The organism is Lelliottia wanjuensis (assembly GCF_030238365.1).
In the GTDB taxonomy this organism is placed as follows: Bacteria; Pseudomonadota; Gammaproteobacteria; order Enterobacterales; family Enterobacteriaceae; genus Enterobacter; species Enterobacter wanjuensis.
The window spans coordinates 159,568-180,910 of record NZ_JASSOT010000063.1; the positions used below are offsets into that span (position 1 = coordinate 159,568).

The window sequence follows — 21,343 nt, forward strand, 5'->3', positions numbered from 1 at the left end:
TCAGCCCCCTTGCAGTCGTCTGACTGTCTGTTGCAATTTGGCGAGTTCTTCTTTGTTCTGCGCTGCGTCACGCTCCATCACGGCAATTTTTTGATTAAGAACTTCCATGAGTTTGGCGGACTGCGTCAGCCTTTCCTGGACGTCGTCATTAAAATCAGGCTGCCGGGTGATGAAGGATTTAAGCGCTTTAGAGAAGAATTCAGGAATGTCGCTAAGGTGAACGCGAACATTATTTTTTTCTGAGGATGTGTCGGACATTACGTCACCCTGATTTTGCAACTCGTCGCCGTGAACGGCGTGCGAGAGAATGAGCGAAAGCGGAAAGCGATATCTTTTGCCACGTAACCCACGTTCGGCAGTAACACGCGCTCCGTGTAGCGCTGCGGGCCATCGCTGATTACCTGCACCTCATAAGGGAATATTGCCCCGTCGGTGGTGGCGGAGATCGCCAGGTGCTCAATGCTTTGGGCGGTGCCGCTGGCGGTATTCAGCTCCAGATCGGCCAGCACTGCGCCGGGTGCTGAAAACATCGGGGTATAGAGAATATGGGACTGTGGTTCACCGTACTGCGCCGCCGTGGATTCATCCAGCCAGCCCAACTGGCCGTGACGAATATCCCCACAGGTGATGCGCGCCATTTCCAGCGCAAAATCTGTGGCGATATGGGGCTTCATGTCCGGGCCGCTGGTCAGATTGCACCAGTTTTTACTGGTCAGGTCATAGCACCAGGCAAGCGAACCGGCCCGCACAATGATTAGCTGATGAATACCGACGCCCACTGCCTCGACAACGCCCTTTGCCAGATCGTCCGGCCTGAGCTTTTGCAGTTCTCTGGATATTTCGGGGGAAGCAATTTCTGTGGCGCGCCCGTCACCCAGCAGATACACGGAAACCTTCCCCCCTGCCGGATTGCTGATGACCGCAAATTTTTCACCTACAAGCGCCTTGCAGTGAACACCCGCAATCCCCACTGGAATAAGCGCGGCGCGCTGGCTTTTGTAAATGGGCTTCGTGGTATCGCTGGAGCCGGTCAGTGTGAAAAATTCAGTCGATACTGTGCCGAAAACAACGATATCGCCATTCAGCGCAGCGATACCCACGGCAGGATCGGGGAATGCTTCTGCCGTCATAAACGGTCGATAGCGATCGGGGTGTGTCTCGTCGTCAATGTCCGTCACGCCGAATGTGTTTGTACCAGCTTTAATCCACGCATAGCGGCTGTTTGCGTGACAGATATCAGCAACGGTGCCCAGGTCGTATTGCGCGTAGAGAATGTCCGAAGGCTCAACAACCTGAGTCCATACAAAGGCTGTGTTGTCATTGCCGTCAGCGCCGTTCGCGTTGAACGTATATCCAACGGTTAACGTGGTGCCGGAAATATCGAAGCCAGAAACAAAAACATCAGTGAGGTAAGGCGTTCCTGCTGCGGGTACATCCTGATTGAATGTTTTCTGGATTTTATCAACTTCCAGCACTGCACCTGTCGCGCCGGACGTGGTTGCCGGAGTCAGCGTCAGAATGAGCCGCCCTTTGTCCGTCATTGTTTCGGTCAGGGGCAAGGAGCCATCAAAACCGCTGCCTTTATTGCCGCTCACCAGAATGACTGTTGAACCCGGAAAATATTTCGCGGGCGGCCAGTTATCGAGCATAAACGTTGTGCCATCGTTTTTGCGGATCGTCATCAGGCCGCCTGCTGCGACAGCAACTGATTTATCACTCCCCGCCATGCTTACGCGGTCCTCTCCATCCACATCGGCGATTTCAACGCTCGCCTGATAAAGCTTTTTTCCACATACCCGGTAGACCAGACTATCAAACGGATTTGCCAGCACCCCGCGTGACGCGCCGTCCACGTCTGCAAGTTTCACCACGCCAGGAAAGCTGCGCATGTAGCCGCCTTCCGTAACGATTTTAGGCGGCACGGTCAGCATATTGACGGGGAACAGATTCACGTAATCGGAAATCAGCGGGTTTTTGCCTGTGCCCTTCATGAGCGGCAGTGTTGTTGTTTTATCCACGGCGGAAACCTCTTACGGGATTTACGGGGTGTGGGTTATTGACTTCCCCGGAATGCATTTCGCCTTCACTGGCCGGTAACGGCAGCGCGGGTTTTAGCGATCGGGATTTGCCAAACTTTTTGGCAATTGAGCGCCAGCCCCGGCCCGCTTCCGCAACGGTGGTTGCTGGCGGTTCGCGGTGAAAATCAGGCGCGATCAGAATGGCGAGATTGCAGGCCACCGGCATTTTCATCCAGAGTTCTAAGCCGGAGTCATGGCGGGACCATGTCTTTACGTCCATATCTTCTGCGAAGTTATAAAGCAGGTCGATTCCGTCGCTTTGCCAGCGCGCCAGCATCGCTTCAAGGTCTTCAACCGCTTTGCTGTAACTGTCCGGCTCGATACCGGTTAACGCGGTTGAGCGGTCGCCGATTAGCTTTCTGATCGCAAGGTCTACAATGTCGCCTTTCGTGATCATAATGATTACGCCTTAGAGTTTTTCTTCTGGTCTTTGGTTGCGCCGTCAGAATCCGTTAACGGCGCGTCACTCTTTACCCGCGCTGCGGAGAGTTGCGCCCGCGTCTGCTCAAGCAACTGCTGTAGGCCGTTAATTTCGCCCTGGGATTCAAGCAGCTGCTGTTTAAGCTGCGCTTGCTGGCCCTGTTCATTGATGACTTGTTGCTTCAGCTGCGCTATCTCATTCACCAGTGCCGAAGGGTCGCCGGTTGTGTCTTCTGGCGGCGCATACGGTTCAACGTGATCAACTGATTCGACAAAGCCCAGTCCATAAAAAACATGGCAGTCATCTACATGGATAACCGCTGCGACAAAACCCGCCTCATTTTTGGCGTGATGGAAAACCGTCATTCGTGACATTGTTATTTCTCCGTTTACTCGAAAGATAAGGGGCCAAAGCCCCTTTAGGTGGGTTTAAGCTGCGGTACCGCCAGCCAGCTGACCGCCTTCCATCGGGTTGAAGCAGGCAAACGCCGGAAGCAGGTCAAAACGCATGAACTGGTTATTTTTGGTGCCGTCAGACCACTTGTGCGCACGGATTGACAACCCTTCCCAGTTCACGATTGATGAGTCAATGCTGTGCAGCTTAGGCAGCTTGATCGTCGCCAGCCCCATAAACGAATCGGTGTAGAAGAGAGACGGCTTGATAAGCTTGTTTTTCGCGCCACGCACCATAACTGCATCACCAGCAGCCACGGTCTGAGCAACAGTGTTGTACTGCGGCAGGGCAGCGTCATAAATCGGCACACCGGAGCAGGTGACGGTGACATTGCCATTGGCGTCGCTGTTGGCATCAGCCATAACGGTACAGGTAAAGGCGATGATGTCGCCGCTGTCACCGATGATTGACTGTTTATTCATCTGGTTAACCCAGGCGGTAGCGCTAAAGACAAGCTGATCGCCAGCTTTCAGGAAACCATTCACGCTGGCCGTTGCGCCGGTCAGCGGAACAGAGAACTGATAAGTGTCTTTGACTGAGGTGTAGTCGATCGTCGGCGCAGTTTTAACGGTCAGCGTTGCCACGCCTGCGGCTTGCCCGGCAGTGCGGGTTGCCAGTGAGTTAGTGCTAAAGACTGCATCCAGACCGGCGAAGTTGCGCGGAATCTGTGCCTTTTCCCATGCGTTGCGGTTCAGATCGCCATTTGCCAGCGCAATCTGTTTACCGGCCAGCGCAGAAATAGCCCACGGTGACAGAGCGGCATATTTGGTGCCGGGTTGCCCCATATCCGCAAATAATGCCCCCGCACGGCTAACCTCATCCCATTCTTTGATGCCGGAACCGGCATTACCGATGGATAGCGCGCCGTTCGCCAGCATGAAGTTAGCAACGCGCGTTTCCAGTTCAGTCGCCATTGTGCGGGCGATCGGCTTAAGGATTTTATCTAGTTGGTTGAGTTCAAGCGCCTGTTCCAACTGGGACCAGCTGACATAGACAGTAATGTAATCATCCACTTTCGCCGTGGCGGTTGCTGCGACCAGTGCGCTAGGGTCCTTTCCTGTCAGGTCGCCCGTTTTGGTTTTTTCAGTCTTGAACTGATGCGGGCGCTTGATCTGAATGCTGTCGCCGGTGGTATTGTCGATTTTGTTGGCGATGATCTGACGATCAATTGTTTTAGTCAGTACCAGATCACTGGCGAACTCTGGAAGGAACTTCTGAAGCACCTTCTGGCTGACGTTTTTGCTCATGTTATTTCCGGCCATAGTGGCTTTACTCCTTGTTAATGACGTGCAGAACCCGCCCGCGTTATGCCGGTGAAGGTCTTTTTGTCAGTGGTTTAATGATTGCGGTGGGTGTTACTCAAACTGTGCGGAAGAGAATTCTTTTGGCAGGCCGTTACCCTTCGGATTCGAACCCTGTGAGCCTCTCACCTGTGGCTCTCTGTTAACTGGTGGTTTTTCCCCTTTCGGCGCGAGGCGTGATTTTTTGCTGATATCAGCCAGCATCATGCCCAGGCGGATCGGGTTGGTTTCGGCGGTCAGCTTTTCGCGCAGCTCAGGACTTTTGTACAGCGCGTAAACCACCATTTCTGGATTTTCCAGACCGGCGCACATGATTGCGGCCTGATGCATCTGCGGAAGGTTTTGGGCCAGCATGACATCAGCATGGTCAATGTCAGGTAGTGTGGCTTTGATGGCTGCGCGGCGCGCGTCGTAGTTTTGTACGTTGGTTTCGTAAATCGCCCTTTCTTGCTGACGGCGCTGCTCCTGCTTGTGGTTCTCAGCCTCCTGTGCGGCCTCGCGCTTTCCGGCTTCAATACCGTAGGCTTTCATTGCAGCGGCATATTTATCCGGGTCGCCATCAATGCCAGCATCATAAAAGCCAGGCTCCTTCAGTGGCTCTGTAGGCTCAGTTTCTGCCGAAGGTTGCTTTGACAACTTCTGTTGCAGCTCCAGAATCTGAAGGCGCTGCGCCTTTTCTGTTTCCGTTTCTGTGGGGGTATTTTCTGGATCAAACGGCTTATCGTCGTAGATGAAAATGCCGTCTTTTTCTTCCTCTCCAGAGTTAGCACCATCGCCAGCATCAGAGTCGTCGTCATTGCTGTCGTCGGCGCTGTCGCTATCATTGTTGGTGCTGCCATCCCCGGCACCGCTATTATCGTCGTCACCCCCCTCTTCTGACTCAATTTCCATAGAGTCAAAGTCATTACCACCCGGATCGTGCGGCACAAAATCAGGATCAGCTACGGTGGTGGTTTCGGTATTGGTGGTTTCAGTATTTGGCTGCGGCATTAGCGCATCTCCTGTGAAGTGGTTGACTGGACACGCGCAGCCATGTCGGCGGCGAGGTTGTCCGTAACGGATTGAAGAACATTCATAGCGCTGTCGATGGATTTAGCGTCGGCACCCTTTACGTAGTTGTAGGCTTGCGCCTCTTTCACCCAGGTATCAGTAATGGTGTCGAGAACCTTCGCTTTAGCGTTCAGTTCATCCGCAACACTGCTGCGGGCCTTCGCTACAGCCTGAATCATCTGGGTTTTCGCCAGCAACGCTTGCGGGCTGTTCTGTGCGGCCTGCGCCTGCTGTTGCTGTGCAGCCTGAATCTCCTGCGCTTCCTGTGGCGTTTTCGGCGGCACGATGCCAGAGAGCAACATCTGCTTCTGGTTGAACTCTTTCAGCGGCTCCATGCCCGGCGCGTAAACGTTTTGAATCAGCATCGCGTAAAGCACGTTGTAATACGGGTTTTGCTCTGGCGTGGTTTTCAGCAGCTCTACCAGCATGGCAACAGTTGCCTGACGCTGAGTCACGAACGACGGGCCAACGTCGATCGCCACATCGTATTTACCAGTGGTCAGGTCGTTGATTGCGGTGATCTGTCCGGACTCACGGTCCATAACCTGCACGGAAAGGTGCGTGATTTCGTCGCTACCGTCCGGGCGCTTAATGCGTACTTCCTGTTCTGATCCGTATACCTCGCGCCCCATAGACAGCCAGATTTTCGCCATATGACGTTCGGCGATCGCCATATTGTCCATATAGCCGTAAGACTGCATGTCCGTGCGGGTCATGAAGCTGGCAACAGTCTCGCTTGCAACGTTGCCTGGAACTTCCTGATTGGACTGCCCCGAAGCGGCGGTGGACGTAATATCGCCGTCTGATACTTCCAGCAACTGTGTAATAGCCTGAGGTACCTGAACGGGAGGAAGTGTGCCCAGTAGGCCGGGGCGATAGCTCGCGCGGTTTGTGCCCTCCACGTCATCCGGAATCGCCAGGCGAACATATGCCGCATCGTCAGAAAGCGCGTTTGCCCAGTCGTTTTCGTAGCCAAGCACCTCACCATCATTGACGATCGGAATAGCGCGCCCGCCAAACTGCGCCGTTTTTGCAATGGCTGACACGCTGTAGTTATACAGGCGCTGGCTATCCATTGAGGGTTGAACGTGGCCGGTGATGTATTCGACGTTGTCCAGATAGTTGCGCTGGCCGTACACCGGTACCAGCGGGATATAACTGCCGGGCAGGCGCACGGCCTTTTCAAGAACGCGATCGCCACTGATGACGCTGCAATACACCCGCCAGACCTTTTTTGTTTTCTCGTCAATCTGCCGGTAGCCGACGGCTGCCAGCTCGTCTTCAATGGCGGCGATCTGCTCTTCGTCGTAAACCGCCCGATGACCGGTCAGCGGATTGACATACGCCACAAATTTAACGTTTTCGCGGCGGCGCTCGTAATACTGCGCCACGCTGATTACGTTGCCGTTCGTCCAGTTGTAATCATAATTGCGGCCACCATCCAGCGTCTGCGGCATGGAGTCCGCGTCGCCTTCAGTGTCATCACCTTTATTGCCGTATTCCTGCTTAAACTTCGCAGGGGTCATGGCGTGCATCACAAAGGCCCAGTTCGCGTCGCTTTTGTCCTGGCGCTTACTGTCCGTATCAAACCAGACTGTTGCAGTGGCGTCATAAATGGGATCAAAGACAATCTGCGGCGGTAGGTCGTCGCCTTCTTCATCGTCAGTCAGCGTGCTGAGGCGGTAGCAGCCAAAGCCAGCGGAAAGCGCTTCGGTAAAGGCGTTGTTTTTGGCCTCTGTGGCCGCGCTGTCCTCGGAGTCGGCCAACATTTTGCCGTTCAGCTTGTCGGCAAGATCTTCGCTGGCCTGACTGCTGCCGGGGCGAAACTTCGCGGCAATGCGGCTGTTTTTGTACTCGTTGACGATCCGCAGAACTTCGGCGCGGACTTTGTTGATTTCGAACTTCGGAAAGCGCTTCGCCATTTCTGCGTAATCGCTGCCGCCCTGTGTCTTCCCTTCATACTGCGCGCCGGGAACAAAGCAGAAACGGCCAGCGGCGTGGCAGTCCTCGCGCACGTCTTTCGACAGTGACCAGGACGCGTCGAAGCGCGCCAGCGCTGTAGCGTGAAATTTATCTTCATCCATCGGGAGTTACTCAGTAGGTTTTCATCGAAGGCGCAGGCTTATGGGCGCGCTTTTTAATCACTGGCATTGCAAAGGAGAGCGCCAGCGCGTCGTAAAGGTTAGGAGATTTCACACCGCGCGCCTTTGCGTCCTCTTTCGACTCGATCAGCAGGAGGCCGTTACGGTAGGTGTATTTAAAGGTTGTCAGCTCCGCCTTAAGATTCGGATAAAGCGGCAGAACAGCCGGTGAATCTTCGAGCCACTCTTTCATACTCCTGGCCATCTGGGCGCGCACGTTGTAATTGCGCCCATCCTGCACTCGCAGAGAAGAGTTAACCGCCACCGTGATTCCGGCAGTCTCCGGGAATTCCTGAAGGCGATCGACAATACCCGCACCCAGGCCGATTACATCTACTGCGATCTGTTCAATTTGCACAGGCGAACCCATAACCTCGTCACGTACAAGCCCGGCCACAACCATCGTGTTTTTGTGCTCAAACTCTTTGAACCAGTACACGACGCGGCCACGGCGCAACATAATCGCCGTTTTGTCATCGCCAAAGCGCGCAGGGTCAACGGTCAGCAGTAACGGGCCGATCGCCTCAACGTCCGCGATGGTGTTGCGTTGAGCGGCATCAACGGCTGGCCCCGGTATCCAGGCATCATTGACTGATGCGTCATAGTCAATGTCGATTTCCTGCGCAACGATGATGGGATCAAGCTTCTTGCACTGGTCCTGATACCAGGCCTCGTCTTTGCGCGGATCATCCTGCCAGCGAAACGTAAATATCGATGTTTTACCGGAATGCCTGCGCTGATAGAAAGGATTGCCGCTGCCGTTTGGCGTTGAAATATCAATACGACAGTTTGACGTTTGCGAGAGCGCCGCCTCAATGAGATTAGGCCGCTCATAGAATGCCGATTCGTCTTTAAAATATATCGAGGTACGCGCACCACGCCCGATGTTATCACCCGCCTCCCCCACCAGCATTGAACCGTTTGCCGGGTTCTGAATCTTCATGAAGGGCGCGTGCTTTTTCTCGTTCCATCCATGCGGGCGAAACTCACGCGGCAACAGGTTAATAAACTGGCGGGCTTTCCAGAAAAGTGACTTTGGATCGCTGCTGCTGTCCACGTATTCCTCTTTACGTGAACCAAAGCCAATGACCGTGCCGGGATAAAACAGAAACATATGCACGGCCACCGCCACGCACAGCCAGGAAAGTCCCATATCACGGGATTTCTCTGTAAGCCCGTCCTCTCGCCCTTTCCAGCGCGCATATAGCCAGTCGATCCATTCTTCCTGCTTAGGGAACAGAATAAACGGGATCGTAGTGGGCAGCCCTAACTCTGCATTACGGGGATCGAACGTCATTCCCCAGTCATTAATAAACTGCACGGGGTTATCACGATAAAAAACTTTAAGCGCCAGCAGGCTTTCGGGGCTCTCTCTGATGGCCTTTAGTTTCTGCGCGCGCCAGGCAAACACGGCGGAATAATCGGGACTTCTGAAATTAAATTCAAAGGGTGTTGGCATAATGTCAGCCCATTAACTTGCGGTACTGCGCTGCGGCGTCCTCCGGCGGAAGATCGCCCGTCACCCCATCCGGGTTTGGTGGTTCATCTGGGGGTGTGTTGCGGCGTATGTCGGCAATCTCTGCCGCTAACTTTTGATTCTGCAATTCCAGGCGCTCTATATTGAGCTCCGTCTGCCTTGAGTCTGCCCCGCGAACTACCAGCAAGCGTGCCAGTTCGCGCCGTGCGGCGTCTTTGTCAGCAATGGCGATTTGCACACCGTTCATCGTGACTTTCACACCCTGGAACAGGTGGCGCTCGTCTCCCTCTATATCGCGAGTATCCGGAAAATATGCTTCACCCCTGCCCTCTCCCAGACAGCGCGGGCAGTCAGGGTTGGGATCGGAGTTATCGACAAAACCAACACCCCCAGAAACATCCGGTGGCGGATTCTTGTCTATCTCCGCGCGCTTCTCTGCCTGTAGTTGCTCCTCGATATCACGCCATTGGTATTTGTGGTTATCGCCCCAGCAATAACGGCAATTTACGCGCCGGTACTGACTCAACGCATTAGGATCGGCATTAACGATCGCAGTGAGCTGCGTAATCAGATCATCCAGCTCGACGGCGTAGCGTTTTTGGCGCTCGTTTCGCAGGGCGTGAAGGTAGCGGGAAACCTTAATATTTCTTAATACCTGTGATGCACCTGCGTAAGCTACATTCCCCTCGCCGCTGTAGCCCGCCAGGCGGTACGCATCAACGCGGGATTTTCCCTGCACAACATGATCGGCAAATAGCGCCTGCTGCTCAGAGATTCCGTAATCCGCGGGGGCTACGGCGGCGCGTTCGGGTAACGCCGGGGAGGTTTTCGCAGCAGTGCCAGCCAGTGCGGCTGCGGGCACTTTTTGCGGGTTTTTAATCTGCGAATTCGCAGTTTTTTTCGGGGCTTTTTTTTGCGAATTCGCACTCTGTTTTTTCTGCGAATTCGCAGTTTTATAACCAGCTATTTTTATGTAGCGTTTGGCGCTGGAAAAGGCCAGCCCTTCGCGTTCGCACCATGCTTTGGGTGAAATCCCTGTTTCGGCATACTCTGCGAGAAACCGGGCGTGTAACTCTTCCCAGTTCTGCCGGGCCATAATGCCTCCCTCTCACATAATCATTAAAAAGCCCACTGATTAGCGGGCTGTGTGATGATCACTTTTTCTTCTGAGACTTCCCGGCCTTGTCCAGTGCGATGGCGACCGCCTGCGCCTGGGGTTTGCCTGCGGCAATTTCAGTTTTAATGTTTTCGCTTACGGTTTTCTGGGAAGAGCCTTTTTTCAGTGGCATGGCGATCGCTCCGGGTTGGTTGAGTAATCATTATCGAGCGCCATCAGAATGACGCTCTGTAGTGACTACTTGAAATTAGCAATGCGACTTGCGAGAACGTTGGCGTAATCAGTCATTGCTTCAGCCTGGAGGATCAGGCGGCTTTTCTCATTTGCGTCCAGTTCAGTAAATACCGGATTACCCTCAATGAAGGCTGTCAGCTTTGAGAGGCGATCACGCAGCTGATCCAGTTCTTCGATAACGCGCGCCTGATGCGGCGGGAAAACTGGATGATATGTGCGCTCAAAAACATCCGCCGGACTCCAGCTGATATAGCCGCTGAAATCAGGGTGGTTTGGCTTGCCGCCGTCGGTGTATTCAACCAGATAGCCTGCGTCCTCTGGATTTTCATCAGCAGGAACAGTCCAGCCGCGCAGGGCGTTATATTCTTGACGGTTCATCGGTTTTGCGTTGATTGTTTTTGTTCCGGTGTATTGCTTCATTGTTCGATCCTATACAGGTAAGAAAAAGCCCCGCGTTTGCGAGGCCGTTAGCTGTTGTGGTTAGGTGCGGTCATCCCATTGTGCCGGGTCGGGGCGAACGTCGATATGCGTGAACGTGTCGTAACGTCCGATCCCGTAGCTGTCCGGGTATTTGCGTTCAAAGTAATCCGCCACGGCGTCAGGGCTCTGGCCGGTTACTTTGATATCAGCGGCGATGCCCTGAACGTGCTGCGAGTTGGTTACGCCGCCTACCGCTTTGTTATGGGTCGGGCAGCGGCAGGCGCAATCGAGCGTGACGGGCGCGTTAAAGTGGCCGCGCACGTCTTCAAGAACGCTCAACAGTTCGACGTCAACCGCGGTAAAGCCACAGCCGCACTTACATGCAAATTCACTGCGGTTAAAGTGCGGGGATACGTTACCCATTCTTTTCTCCTGTCAGGCTAATACCTGTTCGTTTTTTAAAGTAGAAAGCAAGGATCTGGCCGACGCCGTGACTACCCAGCAGCGCGATGGCGATTGCCACAGCGCCAGGCAACACCTTTACACCAAACACTGGCGGAATAACTGGTATCCACGGTCTGACCAGGTAAAACAGCATCAGGCAAATGATCAGGTCGCCCAGGCGTTCACGGAACTTTCCGCCACCCAGACACCAGCGGCCCAGCTCACCCAGAACCAGAGTAAGCGCGATATCTAAAGCCTCATGCGGGGTGGAAAATAACAGCCGCAGCCACTCCAGGAATGCGCCAGATTTGTGTGGCATTTTGTTTGGTCCATAAAAAATGCCCGCGCAGTGGCGGGCATCGGGAATAAAAAACCCCGGAAGTGACCGGGGAAGGAGTACTGATGGCAGTTATCTTTCTGAAAATCCCGCTGCCTGATTTAACGACAATCCGGTAAGGAATGAGGTAACAGTGGGATTTTCGGAAAGCAGAAACGAAAAAACCCCGCCGGAGCGAGGTTTGATGATGTGCGATTGTCAGCGTCGTGGGGTGTTGAAAGTCAGCTCTATGAGCTTGATAGCGTCGCCATTGTCAGAGTTTTTATTTTCCGTTCTGACCAACTTAATCAGAGGGCTATTCTCTTCAATGTGCTGTGCGATGTCTCGCAGCCACTCCGCGAATTCTTTGGGGCTCTCAATCTTTTCCATTGTGCTTCCTGCGATGCTTGTAACGTAACGGGCGTAATTTCCCATCGTTAGAAACAGCGTAGCCAATTCTGGCCGCTTTTTCAATGGCGCACAATGTAAGAGGTTATTAATGGGTCACTTTACACAGAGATCGCTCAGCGCTGGATTCTTCCATATGGCAATGCTCCACCAGTCGGTCGAAGAATAATTTATAGGTTCGGCTCCAGGTTGATTTGGGGATTCCCAGTGCGGCGTATATCTCCGCCTCCTTCAGTCGTGGGTATCCGCGCCCGGCGCAGCGTTTGCACTGCGAATACACCGGCACACCCTGCAGATCTGTTTTCTCTTTGTCGAGTACTTCACCGCGGCCACGGCAGCGGCATTCATTCTTAATAGCGCCCTTCCCGTTGCATGGTTTACAGATAACGCGGATCTGCTCCCTGTCTTGCTCCTGCGGGAGCCAGGTATCACGCACGCGCCAGGCCTTCATCGTGAACACCTCAGCGTCTATAAATCCAGTACCGCTGCAGCAATCGCATTTCGCTGTGCTGGCGGCGCTGAGCGAGTAATCACGGAACACGTATTCCGCCAGGGTGCGCAGGAATGCACGGCGGCTTTGCGTTCCCATCTTTTGCAGTGCACGGTTTTTCTTGCTGCGCTCAGTCGCCAGTTGCTCGATGTAGTTCGTGATGCTATCCGGCGGCAGAACGCCCGCCTTTGCCAGATAGAGCTCAATGCCGATCGCTGATTGGGCGGCGGCCATGCCAAGCGAAGCCATTACATCAGTGATAGTCAGGGTGTCAGCCGTCATACCGCAGGGAACTGCACCGGGCGTCATAGATTTTGGGGAGAAATATTTAACGATGGCTTCCAGTTTCATTTCTTTTCTTCCTTCAGTAAACGGGCGGCGTAGTTCTGGAGTATGCGGTAATCCACCAGCAAAGAGCCCGCCAGGCGGAAACGGCGCAGTGCACCCCATTTGCGGCGAAGTTCGAAAATGATGCTCAGATGGGTCATGCGATCACCTCGCTGAGTCTCTGGCGCGCAATGGTGAAAATATCCGGGTCTTTTTCAATACCAACGAAGCGGCGGCCAGACTGATAGCAGGCCACCCCGGCGGTACCGCTGCCCATAGTGAAATCCAGAATTATTTCGCCTGGGTTGCTGTAGGTGTCGATCAGGTATTTGATTAGCGCAACGGGTTTTTGGGTTGGGTGGATACGTGGTGTGTCTTTGGGAAAAAATTGAACCGTGCGCGGATAACGCTCGCTACTGCTGTATTCGGTGATTTTTTCAGCTTTACCGTAACATGTAGATTTTTGCCCCTGGCGCCTTGCTTTAACATGTTTCTTACCCAGTGTTTTTTGTGGGTTATACGTTGCTTGTTGGCGATAAAAAACCTGGATATTTTCATGGGCACGCATTGGCTGTTTTTTCGCATTCAGAAAACCCGTGGCGGAGCTCTTCTCCCAGATCCACTCACTGCGCCAGTGCTTCAAATTGCTGCCAATCAAAACGCTGGTAAACGGCTGCGCTGAAAAAAGCACAAACGCCGCACTGGGTTTTGCAACGCGGTAAAGGCATTCCCACATTTCACCCAGATCAATAACGCTGTCCCACTTGCATTGCGTGGTTCCGTAGGGGATATCAGCGCAAACCAGGTCAATAGAGCCCGCGGGGATTCTGTTCATTGCTGTAAGGCAGCATTCGTTGATGAGAGTTATCATGACGGCAGCCCTATTTCTGCGCGCACCTGTTCCAGCAGTTCGCCTTCTGTGCCGTAGTGCGCCTCCCATGTTTTACGGCCAGCATGAATGGCAACGCCGTGGCCGCCAGCGCGGTGATGAATATGGCAAAGAGGGATTACGTGGAAGTTATCGGCGCGAACGGACAGGCCCGTGCCTTTACTGCAGTGGTGAATTTCCGCGGGTGTTTCGCCCAGGTTCAGATTGCGACAGACAATGCAGCCCAGCGCAGCGACGCGGGAGAGGTGGAGTATTTCGGCTTTGGTCTTTGACTTGCTCATGCGGCACCGCCAGCACGAACAGAAACACCGCCCTGATTAGCGCGGTGTGAATTGGGTATTGCGGTTGTAGGCGTCATCACATTACTCCGGTGATGGCGCTAAAGGCTGTATCAGTTGTTCAGGCTGATTTGATTATTATAAATCAAGTTGGCCGTTCTTTGCATCCCTCTTGGCGATCATTTCCATAATCATTTCAGGCTCAACAATAATCTGACGTTCGGTAAGCGGGCGTGCGATGCATCGATTATCCGGCAGCACGCTCACCTGATACTCTCCAACTCCATGCGAAACCAAAAAATCAATCAAGTCTTCAATTTTCATTATGAAATCCCAAAGGATTGATCCTCCCCTGCCGGGGGTTTTCCGTTTTACCTTTCAGCGCTGAAGTTTCATTTAAGATGCTGTTTCTGGATGTGTCTAATAGGCTCCGTAGATCGAATTGAAGTTATCGATCTGTTTTACCGATCGATTAACCACAGTTTGAAGGTGGGATTGATTGTCAATAGCTGCTGATGCGATTAACGCCTGATTCTTGATTGTTCGGGGTTGATGGTCTATGGGTCGTAGTGGGAGGGCGGGAAATGTAAATATTATGTAAATTAAATTTAGGATGGGATTGATGGAATGGAAATGTTAAAGGCGCGCCAGCCGGTAAGCTGGGCGCGCCTTATTTACGTTTCCTGCTATTACAGGAACAGCAGGATCAGCTGTAAAACAGCAATGATGACCCGTATTACCTGTTTAACCAGGTGTCGGCTTAACATCATCCGTTTTCCTCTGCAGAGGATTGCAGCCTGTCAGATCAGCTTTTACATTTCCCCGAATCTGGCGGGTTGATTGTCACATCAAGGGCAGCTGCGCTCCAGGCTTAAGCTCTGACGGCACCACCCGTTTCAGCGGGGAAAATCTGTCGGCGTAAACCCTATACACAGCAATGACATGACGGGTGGATTCTACTTAAGTTGTGGCCTTCTGGCTAACATTTTCATTTGAGTTCTGCGGGGAATAGTTTACTATTATTTTGTCACGTCAAGGGCGGCTGCGGAAATCCAGGTTATCCGCTGTTCCCCAACAACAAAAACCCCAGGCCACCAGCCTGGGGTTTTTGCTTTTATCGCAAGTCACTTCACATTCTTCCGCTCCGTCTTACTGTGAACCTCCCACAGACTGATACCGCAACTGGCAACGAACTCCGCCAGGTAATCCAGCCCTGACCATTCCCGGATGCCGCCGCGCGCCGCCTCCACGAACACGGCGACATCCTGATCCCGCCATACACCAAACAGGCGCCAGCCGCCGTCCTCTGTTTTTACCGCCGCAATACGCGTGAGGACGCCGGTCTGGTACAGGTCAGTGAAAGCCGGTTTCTTTCTGGTGATAATCCGCATAACTACAAACCTGAGATTTGTTGGTTACAAATAGCTGATTCGTCTTTTTTCTTTTTAGCCTGAATCATCGCAGCCACCATCTGCCAGTCATCCTGATAAATCACACCCAGCTCCAGCTTTTCTGCCAACGCGCGTTCTGCCCTGGCACCGGCTGATTGTTCCCAGCCTTCCAGCAGGAAAACAGCATCAGCGCAGCGCAGCATGGCACAGCAAATATCCATGTACTGAGGTTGGGTCAGGCCGTTCGGCAGCGTGGCCGGATTCATGACAGTGTGTCCACGATCCACCAGCTGCGCGGCAGCGTCGAAAAATGCTGGCCGGTTATATTCCGGTATGCCGGTCATAGGACCGGCTATGTAAATACGGGACATCAGATCAGGTCCTGCTTTCGATCTGCTGGCACCAGTGACATTGCGCCAGCGATCGGATCGTTCTCCATGCCTCGCGCCAATTCCAGCGCTGCCCTGCATTGCTGACACTGGCAAGGTTCAATAAACCCCATTTCGTTACGGCGGCACGGCGCGGCGGCCTGCTGCGGGTAATTAGCCTTCTGCTGTGGTGCTGCGGCCACCTGGCTACGCACCCACTCGACGCGGGATGGGTTTGCGTGACAGCCGCCCCTGTTTTGCTCTTCGGCGTATTGTTCTGGGCTTTCATTGAACGGCAGCTTTTCATTCAGCCCGGCAGCAACAAACGCAGCATGCATTTCATTTAGCGGGCCCGTCGAATCGACGCCAATATTTTGGAAATAGTCGTAAGCGTTCGCGCACAACCCCGCCTCAAAAGTGAAAATACCGCCGTCATTAGCGCCATTTTTCAGCCAGCCGTCATAGGCAACGTAAAAACAGCGCAAAAGCGACACGGGGGCGTTCCGGTATTCCTGAAGCTCACGCACGGCGCTACGCATCTCGTCAAACATCTCGTAATTATGTTTGTCGTTATCGTCGAGCGGATCAAATTCACCGACAAGGTCAGTCAGGTCGCAGAGCATGTCACGTAAGCGCTCGTCTGTTGGTTTGGTCATAGCGGCTTGCCCTCCAGCGCTGCAATTTGCATACGGTCAAGAATGCGCAGCAAACAGCGAGCATCCTCTCCATCAGCAAGACCGGATTGCTCATGCGCTGTACTGCGCAAGTCATCGCGCAGCCGATCAAATATCTCACGTACAAATGGCTCAGGGCTTTCATGCAGCACCAGCTGAACTATTTTGAACCGGTGCGCGGCGAGGATCCCCTCAATCTGCCCGGCGTGCCCTTTGGTCAGCGCAGTTAAAACATCAGCCTGTTTGTCCAGTAAGTCAGTCAGCTTGGCAGTCATAACGGCTTAACCTCCAGACGGTCTAAGCGTTCAATTTCAGCCAGAATTAACGCTCCAGCTTTGACGAGTGCTCGACGTGGCTCACATGGTTTAAAAGTCTCGAATTCAAACGGCCACAAGATGGATACCAGCATTGGGTTATTTGGCGCGTTCGAATGCGCGGCATAAGTTGAAGCAGCCTGGGCCAGTTCACCACTGACATGTTCGTCATCATGCTCTGTCGTCCAGCCTTCCGCTGTTACTTGGCGCTGGCGCTCAGCCAGAACATCGAGAGCGGCCTGTGACGCGCCCGTTAGTGGCTGCGGGGCGGCACAGAAAGTGTTATGCATCCACTCAGCCCCGCTGAGCCAGTGAAGCCTTTTCTCTCCGTTCAACCACGATGGAATATCACTTTCTGTCGGCTTGCTGGGCACTACCTGCTGCGCGTTCCGGTATTCCTGAAGCTCGCGCAGCGCTGCGGCGACGTAATGGCTTTTGTGTTCATCAGCCCACAGAATCAAGCGAATGAGCGTCGCATTTGATATGCGCTCACCGTCTGTTAGTTTGTTATTGATCATTTAATCACCCCAAATTCTACTTTTGTCCTGGGGATGTCACCCAGCTCGAAACCAAAAACTACACCCGCAGCAGTTAAATAATCGGCGGCGTTAATACTTAGTAGCCCCTCAACTGGCGAGAATCCTTCAGTTACTTCCCACCGTTTTTTTGAGTGATTCAGGAGTACGTTGTCATTCAAAGCGGAGTAAATCGCCATATCACGCGAGGCCATAGCCGATTCGATACCGAGTGCTGCCATTAAAATTTTTCGGGTGATGAAACCGTGCTCTATAAACATCGCGTCAATGAACTGCTGGCGCATAAGTGCAAACCGGCGCAAGCCAAGATTTGTTAGTTTGCTATTGGTCATTCTCTAATTGCTCCATGTATGTTGCAGCTGCTGCCACGCGATGAGATCGAACCTGGTCATCACCTTTATAGAGTTGACCGCAAGTCAGGCCGCGTGAATGGCCGACGTCGTAACCGGCAAGAAAATGATTTTTGGGATCTGCAGCGTTCCGGTATTCCTGAAGCTCTCGAGCTAGCGCCACCAAATCATCGCCAACTTTAACGTAACCACCGTTATCCATCGGATAAACCCGATCAGCTATCAGCTTCTCCAAAAATTCGTCTGTCGGCTTATTGTCTATCATTTGGATTCATCCTCATGCAGTTTTAATCCGGAAGCACGGAACATATGACGCACCCTGGCTCGCCACATATCCTCCACCTCAAGCGGTGAGCGCAATTCAATGTTTTCGATACGCGGGGGCATCATGAAATTATCGTGCGCTACTGGAACTGGCTGCGGGGTAGTGTAAACATCCACCTCACCGGCTGGTAAATCGCTTACCATCATCACGCTTACTCTCCCGCTTCCGTTATAGAGTGTTGCAGCAGGATGCTGTTGCGCGTTCCGGTAATTCTCAAGCTCTGCCTCAAGAGCGGCCTGATTAGTGCGGCGGCGCTTCAGCTCCAACAGCAAACAAATCAGCTGCTGATTCTCCGTGTCGCCCGGTGCTGTCATTGCCTCCAGCGCCTCGAGATGAGCGCTCAGGCCGTGGTCGTCTGTTAGTTTGTTATTTGTCATTTTGATGACTCCTTATTTCCCATAAAACACGAGCAACACCGCCATTTCCGAGAGGGTCACGCTTATCTTTTAATGCCACACTAGATGCCGCCCACCCAGCACGAGGCGGAATGTCCTTAACCCGCACAAAACCAGCTGCGCGTAGCGATGCTCCGGATTCATCAGCCTGCGTGTAAGTGATGCAACGGCGGTATCCCATCGCTTTTGCAGCACGCCATACAGCACCGTAGAGCGCGCTATTTGCATTGCGCTCACCTGTGGTGCAAGTGCGGTTAATCTCCAGAGTGAGGCCGTCATCAAAGTGACGAGCTATCGGGCGACCGGCAGTCGCTACGCCTACGATCTCGCCTGAGCTATTTTTCAAGCCAATGCTGAACTTATGTCCACGCGGAGGCTTATTGTGTCGATGGTGAAGCCGCACAAACTCCTGAGCTATTCGCAATGAAATTGGTGAAATAATCATTTTGTTTAAGCCCCTTGCGGGGCCTCTCCGTTGTATTGTTCAAACCAGAAAATCACTGGCTTTTCGATAACTTCAATCAGGCCGAAACGCTCTGCTGTGCGAAAATTTACGCTGTATGCGCGGGCGCGCTCTGCCTGGTGAGCAATTTGCTCTCTGAACCCTTCCAGCGTGTGGCCGCCTTTGAATAAATTGCACTGCTTACATGCCGGGTTGAGATTTTCTGAGACATCCAGGGCGGCGCGCTCGGCTACACGGCTTTGAAACTCCAGCCTGCCGTCATCCGTAATGGTTCGGTTAAAATCTCGACCACGGTAGATGGGCTCAACGTGATCAGCGTGCCAGCCCTTTTCCTGCAATTCGCACCCGCAATAAGCACAGCGACCGTCGAACTTCATGCGCAGTTCTGCACGCTGTTTTTTGGTCAGCGCCATGCCTATTCTCCTTTCACTGTGATGCCAGCTGCGCGGATAGCCTTGGTGATTTCCTTCATGCCAGTGTTGAACCCATCAACTCGGCCACGCAGCCACGGTTCATCCGCAATGCCGTACTCACCATTCTCAAATTCACAGTCGAAATCGAGATCATCAGGAATGACCACGGTTCGCGACTCCAGCTCAGCGATCCGCTTCTCTGCGGCTTCCAGTTCAATTTGTCTCTTTCCAGCCAAATCCTGCAGAAAATTTCTCTCGCGCCTAAGGTCATCCACCAAAAGATTAGATTTTTCAGTTTCTACGTTTGCCGCTGCCAGTTCATCCAGCAGCGCCAGCACAGTGGCAGGGTTGGCTGAGGCGATGAATTTCGCATCTTCAGGCCGATTGCTGCTTATGCGTTCGCACACCAGTATTTCAAACGACTCACCACCACTAACACCGCAAACACCGCTGTCGTATCTGAATGCCCTCCACGGCCCCGGAGTGGCCTTCTCAGCTGCTTCACGCAGCGCCTGCTTGTTTGTGCTCACTGTGTTTCCTCCTGTTGCCTTGCCCATTCTTCCCACTCCTTAATCAATAATTCTCTCGTCGCTTTTTTAGATCCCGGTGAAAAACTCTTTCCAATTTGGTGGTGCCCAACACAGCGGATCTGTGCATTTCCAGCACACCAGGTCTCCCTGGAGAAATACTCAACGGTATTGCCGCAAATTGGGCATTTTGGTAAATCAGTCACAGGGCCACCCCGTAAAAATTCAGCACGCGCACCATCGCGGGGCTGCGGCGGCATTCAGTGCAGACGCCGTTCCGGGCTGGGTTGTAGGGCTTTGCGCCCGCTGGCAGATTCTCTTCCTCGTCGCGCAGACGCTCCCACTGTTTCCGGCGCTTTGCGTTCCATGCGCGGTATACCTCTTCGCTCGGAAATGCACCTGATTTCGGTGTGCGGTACAGGTTGCCCAGGCGTACAGCACTGGTGAAGTAATGCCGGGCGGTACGGTAGGTGAATCCGGATATCTCAGCAGCCTCGGCGAGCGTCAGGCGCCCGCGTTCGTGGGTGAGATCGATAAATTTTTGAATCCAGTCCGGCTTGGTTTTGTTTGCCATGTAAATTCCCTCTCGTAAATTTTTAACCGCGAAACCCAGGGGGGATCGTGTTGTCTGGTTCTGAAATCTTGTTTATGTCGCGACGTCCGGGCTTCAGCCACGTTCCGTTGATGCATTCAGGCCGACCGGCCTCATTCCACTTGAGCGCCTTCTGGTGGTACTCGGAGAAGTTCTCCGGCCCAAACAGGGTTTTCGGGCGCAGGTAGTCACACATTTTTGGGTCGTTAAGCCATTTCGCCGTGGCGTAGTCAGTTACCAGGATCAGATCGTCTGCCGAATACTCAGGCTCAGACAATCTCCCCCGGATGTAGCCCATCGTAGTTTTGCTATCCCGGTAACTGGATTTGGTCACGCGGTTGAAATGCCCCAGAACCATTTCGGCTGGAGTGGTCGAAATTTCGTCAGGTTCGGAACGAACCGGACAAGATCTTTTAATATCTGTAGTTATATCTGTAGTAGTCTCTGTATGAAGAAGAGACCGATCTGACCCCGTGCACGGGTCCAACCTGACCTCTTGCACGGGGTCAGTCTGACCTTTTGCATTAGTTCGTTCTGACCTGTTGCATGAGGTCAAATTGACCTGACCGGAAAGCACCTTATTTCCGTAGTTAATCGTGTAAAAATTAGTACGATCGCGGTTGTCATCTGACAGCCGTCTCACGTCAATCAGTCCCTGGCTCACTAGCGAAGCGAAAGTGCGTTTAATGGTCGATTCAGAGAAAAAGTCGAAGCATTTTTCTTTCCATTCGCGATGCGTGTTGTAGATCCAACGACGCCCTTCCCTCTCCACTCCTGAGCTGGTTTCTGAGAGCCAGTAGTGCAACTGTTGAAGCAAGATGGCTTCATTCAAACCAATCGCGGAGGCTAGCTCCGGATTGATAACTATTGGGTGTTTCGCATAAAGCAGGCTCACGACTTCACCTCTGTGAACTTCGACTTAAATTTTTTGGGTTCCATTGTGCAGGTTCCGCGATATCCCTCACGGGAGTATTCAACGGCGAGCGGATAAACCCGCAGGATCGTCACCATGCGCCCGTATCCATCGCGGTACCGCTTCCCTGGAAATAACTCAGCACCACGCTCCACCGGTGCGTTAACCGATGCGTTTTTCGCTGCGTTTTTAAAGCGCTCCATCAGAGCGTCTCTGTGTTCCTGGGAAGTGCGCATAG

Annotated in this window: 32 protein-coding genes and 1 pseudogene; all 33 read right to left on the reverse strand. The window is 53.1% G+C overall.

Features of this window, described 5'->3' with window-relative positions; all coding sequences use genetic code 11:
* The 33 genes and pseudogenes from QQF33_RS14585 to QQF33_RS14745 all read right to left on the reverse strand — a co-directional run bounded on the left by QQF33_RS14585 (position 1) and on the right by QQF33_RS14745 (position 21,341).
* Positions 1–258, reverse strand: a complete 258-nt coding sequence (locus QQF33_RS14585; protein WP_285158026.1) for a hypothetical protein — start codon at positions 256–258, stop codon at positions 1–3.
* Entirely contained in the window at positions 258–2,018 is a 1,761-nt protein-coding gene (locus tag QQF33_RS14590) for a packaged DNA stabilization protein (RefSeq protein ID WP_285158027.1), read from the reverse strand. Before QQF33_RS14590 ends, QQF33_RS14585 begins: the two co-directional genes overlap by 1 nt.
* The gene (locus QQF33_RS14595; RefSeq protein ID WP_285158028.1) at positions 2,011–2,475 is read right to left on the reverse strand and encodes a packaged DNA stabilization gp4 family protein; all 465 of its coding nucleotides are present in this window, start codon (positions 2,473–2,475) and stop codon (positions 2,011–2,013) included. The genes QQF33_RS14590 and QQF33_RS14595 overlap by 8 nt, the downstream gene beginning before the upstream one ends.
* Positions 2,476–2,480: 5 nt before the next feature.
* Positions 2,481–2,873, reverse strand: coding sequence for a hypothetical protein (locus tag QQF33_RS14600; RefSeq protein ID WP_285158029.1), 393 nt, complete (start codon positions 2,871–2,873; stop codon positions 2,481–2,483).
* Between the two features lie 54 nt (positions 2,874–2,927).
* Complete coding sequence (locus QQF33_RS14605; protein WP_285158030.1) at positions 2,928–4,214, reverse strand: P22 phage major capsid protein family protein; 1,287 nt, start codon at positions 4,212–4,214, stop codon at positions 2,928–2,930.
* 93 nt (positions 4,215–4,307) lie between these two features.
* A complete protein-coding gene (locus QQF33_RS14610) occupies positions 4,308–5,243 on the reverse strand; it encodes a hypothetical protein (protein ID WP_285158031.1) in 936 nt (311 codons plus the stop codon).
* Complete coding sequence (locus tag QQF33_RS14615; protein ID WP_285158032.1) at positions 5,243–7,387, reverse strand: portal protein; 2,145 nt, start codon at positions 7,385–7,387, stop codon at positions 5,243–5,245. The genes QQF33_RS14610 and QQF33_RS14615 overlap by 1 nt, the downstream gene beginning before the upstream one ends.
* Before the next feature lie 10 nt (positions 7,388–7,397).
* Complete coding sequence (locus QQF33_RS14620) at positions 7,398–8,903, reverse strand: TerL protein (RefSeq protein ID WP_285158033.1); 1,506 nt, start codon at positions 8,901–8,903, stop codon at positions 7,398–7,400.
* A gap of 4 nt (positions 8,904–8,907) precedes the next feature.
* A complete protein-coding gene (locus QQF33_RS14625; RefSeq protein ID WP_285158034.1) occupies positions 8,908–10,017 on the reverse strand; it encodes a terminase small subunit in 1,110 nt (369 codons plus the stop codon).
* A gap of 58 nt (positions 10,018–10,075) precedes the next feature.
* Entirely contained in the window at positions 10,076–10,210 is a 135-nt protein-coding gene (locus QQF33_RS14630; RefSeq protein WP_285149523.1) for a hypothetical protein, read from the reverse strand.
* A gap of 65 nt (positions 10,211–10,275) precedes the next feature.
* On the reverse strand, positions 10,276–10,692 hold the full coding sequence (locus QQF33_RS14635) for a crAss001_48 related protein (protein ID WP_285158035.1): 417 nt from the start codon (positions 10,690–10,692) through the stop codon (positions 10,276–10,278).
* Positions 10,693–10,752: 60 nt separating this feature from the next.
* Positions 10,753–11,115, reverse strand: coding sequence for a D-Ala-D-Ala carboxypeptidase family metallohydrolase (locus QQF33_RS14640; RefSeq protein ID WP_285158036.1), 363 nt, complete (start codon positions 11,113–11,115; stop codon positions 10,753–10,755).
* Positions 11,108–11,455 (reverse strand): hypothetical protein, encoded by a 348-nt coding sequence (locus QQF33_RS14645; RefSeq protein ID WP_285149519.1) that lies wholly within the window; start codon positions 11,453–11,455, stop codon positions 11,108–11,110. Before QQF33_RS14645 ends, QQF33_RS14640 begins: the two co-directional genes overlap by 8 nt.
* A gap of 216 nt (positions 11,456–11,671) precedes the next feature.
* Positions 11,672–11,842, reverse strand: coding sequence for a hypothetical protein (locus QQF33_RS14650; RefSeq protein ID WP_285158037.1), 171 nt, complete (start codon positions 11,840–11,842; stop codon positions 11,672–11,674).
* A 106-nt stretch (positions 11,843–11,948) separates the two neighbouring features.
* On the reverse strand, positions 11,949–12,701 hold the full coding sequence (locus tag QQF33_RS14655; protein WP_285158038.1) for an antitermination protein Q: 753 nt from the start codon (positions 12,699–12,701) through the stop codon (positions 11,949–11,951).
* Positions 12,698–12,838, reverse strand: coding sequence for a YlcG family protein (locus tag QQF33_RS14660; protein WP_285158039.1), 141 nt, complete (start codon positions 12,836–12,838; stop codon positions 12,698–12,700). Before QQF33_RS14660 ends, QQF33_RS14655 begins: the two co-directional genes overlap by 4 nt.
* The gene (locus tag QQF33_RS14665; protein WP_285158040.1) at positions 12,835–13,548 is read right to left on the reverse strand and encodes a DNA-methyltransferase; all 714 of its coding nucleotides are present in this window, start codon (positions 13,546–13,548) and stop codon (positions 12,835–12,837) included. Before QQF33_RS14665 ends, QQF33_RS14660 begins: the two co-directional genes overlap by 4 nt.
* Complete coding sequence (locus QQF33_RS14670) at positions 13,545–13,847, reverse strand: Ref family recombination enhancement nuclease (protein WP_285158041.1); 303 nt, start codon at positions 13,845–13,847, stop codon at positions 13,545–13,547. The genes QQF33_RS14665 and QQF33_RS14670 overlap by 4 nt, the downstream gene beginning before the upstream one ends.
* A gap of 135 nt (positions 13,848–13,982) precedes the next feature.
* On the reverse strand, positions 13,983–14,168 hold the full coding sequence (locus QQF33_RS14675; protein ID WP_285158042.1) for a hypothetical protein: 186 nt from the start codon (positions 14,166–14,168) through the stop codon (positions 13,983–13,985).
* A gap of 800 nt (positions 14,169–14,968) precedes the next feature.
* On the reverse strand, positions 14,969–15,235 hold the full coding sequence (locus QQF33_RS14680) for a hypothetical protein (protein ID WP_285158043.1): 267 nt from the start codon (positions 15,233–15,235) through the stop codon (positions 14,969–14,971).
* An 89-nt stretch (positions 15,236–15,324) separates the two neighbouring features.
* Positions 15,325–15,606 (reverse strand): annotated as a pseudogene (locus QQF33_RS14685) (DUF4406 domain-containing protein); the annotation flags it as partial.
* A complete protein-coding gene (locus QQF33_RS14690; protein WP_285158044.1) occupies positions 15,606–16,259 on the reverse strand; it encodes a hypothetical protein in 654 nt (217 codons plus the stop codon). The gene QQF33_RS14690 and the pseudogene QQF33_RS14685, both read right to left, overlap by 1 nt.
* A complete protein-coding gene (locus QQF33_RS14695) occupies positions 16,256–16,552 on the reverse strand; it encodes a hypothetical protein (RefSeq protein WP_285158045.1) in 297 nt (98 codons plus the stop codon). Before QQF33_RS14695 ends, QQF33_RS14690 begins: the two co-directional genes overlap by 4 nt.
* Positions 16,549–17,109, reverse strand: a complete 561-nt coding sequence (locus QQF33_RS14700) for a hypothetical protein (RefSeq protein WP_285158046.1) — start codon at positions 17,107–17,109, stop codon at positions 16,549–16,551. Before QQF33_RS14700 ends, QQF33_RS14695 begins: the two co-directional genes overlap by 4 nt.
* On the reverse strand, positions 17,106–17,459 hold the full coding sequence (locus QQF33_RS14705; RefSeq protein ID WP_285158047.1) for a hypothetical protein: 354 nt from the start codon (positions 17,457–17,459) through the stop codon (positions 17,106–17,108). Before QQF33_RS14705 ends, QQF33_RS14700 begins: the two co-directional genes overlap by 4 nt.
* Positions 17,449–17,742, reverse strand: a complete 294-nt coding sequence (locus QQF33_RS14710) for a hypothetical protein (protein WP_285158048.1) — start codon at positions 17,740–17,742, stop codon at positions 17,449–17,451. The genes QQF33_RS14705 and QQF33_RS14710 overlap by 11 nt, the downstream gene beginning before the upstream one ends.
* Entirely contained in the window at positions 17,739–18,179 is a 441-nt protein-coding gene (locus QQF33_RS14715) for a hypothetical protein (protein WP_285158049.1), read from the reverse strand. The genes QQF33_RS14710 and QQF33_RS14715 overlap by 4 nt, the downstream gene beginning before the upstream one ends.
* Positions 18,169–18,642 (reverse strand): XF1762 family protein, encoded by a 474-nt coding sequence (locus QQF33_RS14720; protein ID WP_285158050.1) that lies wholly within the window; start codon positions 18,640–18,642, stop codon positions 18,169–18,171. The genes QQF33_RS14715 and QQF33_RS14720 overlap by 11 nt, the downstream gene beginning before the upstream one ends.
* A 5-nt stretch (positions 18,643–18,647) precedes the next feature.
* Positions 18,648–19,073 (reverse strand): HNH endonuclease, encoded by a 426-nt coding sequence (locus QQF33_RS14725; RefSeq protein WP_285149506.1) that lies wholly within the window; start codon positions 19,071–19,073, stop codon positions 18,648–18,650.
* 2 nt (positions 19,074–19,075) lie between these two features.
* Positions 19,076–19,630: an ead/Ea22-like family protein gene (locus QQF33_RS14730; protein ID WP_285158051.1), complete on the reverse strand. Its 555-nt coding sequence runs from the start codon at positions 19,628–19,630 to the stop codon at positions 19,076–19,078.
* A gap of 172 nt (positions 19,631–19,802) precedes the next feature.
* Positions 19,803–20,174: a DUF977 family protein gene (locus tag QQF33_RS14735; protein WP_285158052.1), complete on the reverse strand. Its 372-nt coding sequence runs from the start codon at positions 20,172–20,174 to the stop codon at positions 19,803–19,805.
* Positions 20,175–20,196: 22 nt separating this feature from the next.
* On the reverse strand, positions 20,197–21,087 hold the full coding sequence (locus tag QQF33_RS14740; RefSeq protein WP_285158053.1) for a conserved phage C-terminal domain-containing protein: 891 nt from the start codon (positions 21,085–21,087) through the stop codon (positions 20,197–20,199).
* Positions 21,084–21,341, reverse strand: a complete 258-nt coding sequence (locus QQF33_RS14745; RefSeq protein ID WP_285158054.1) for a DUF4222 domain-containing protein — start codon at positions 21,339–21,341, stop codon at positions 21,084–21,086. The genes QQF33_RS14740 and QQF33_RS14745 overlap by 4 nt, the downstream gene beginning before the upstream one ends.
* Between the last annotated feature and the right edge of the window lie 2 nt (positions 21,342–21,343).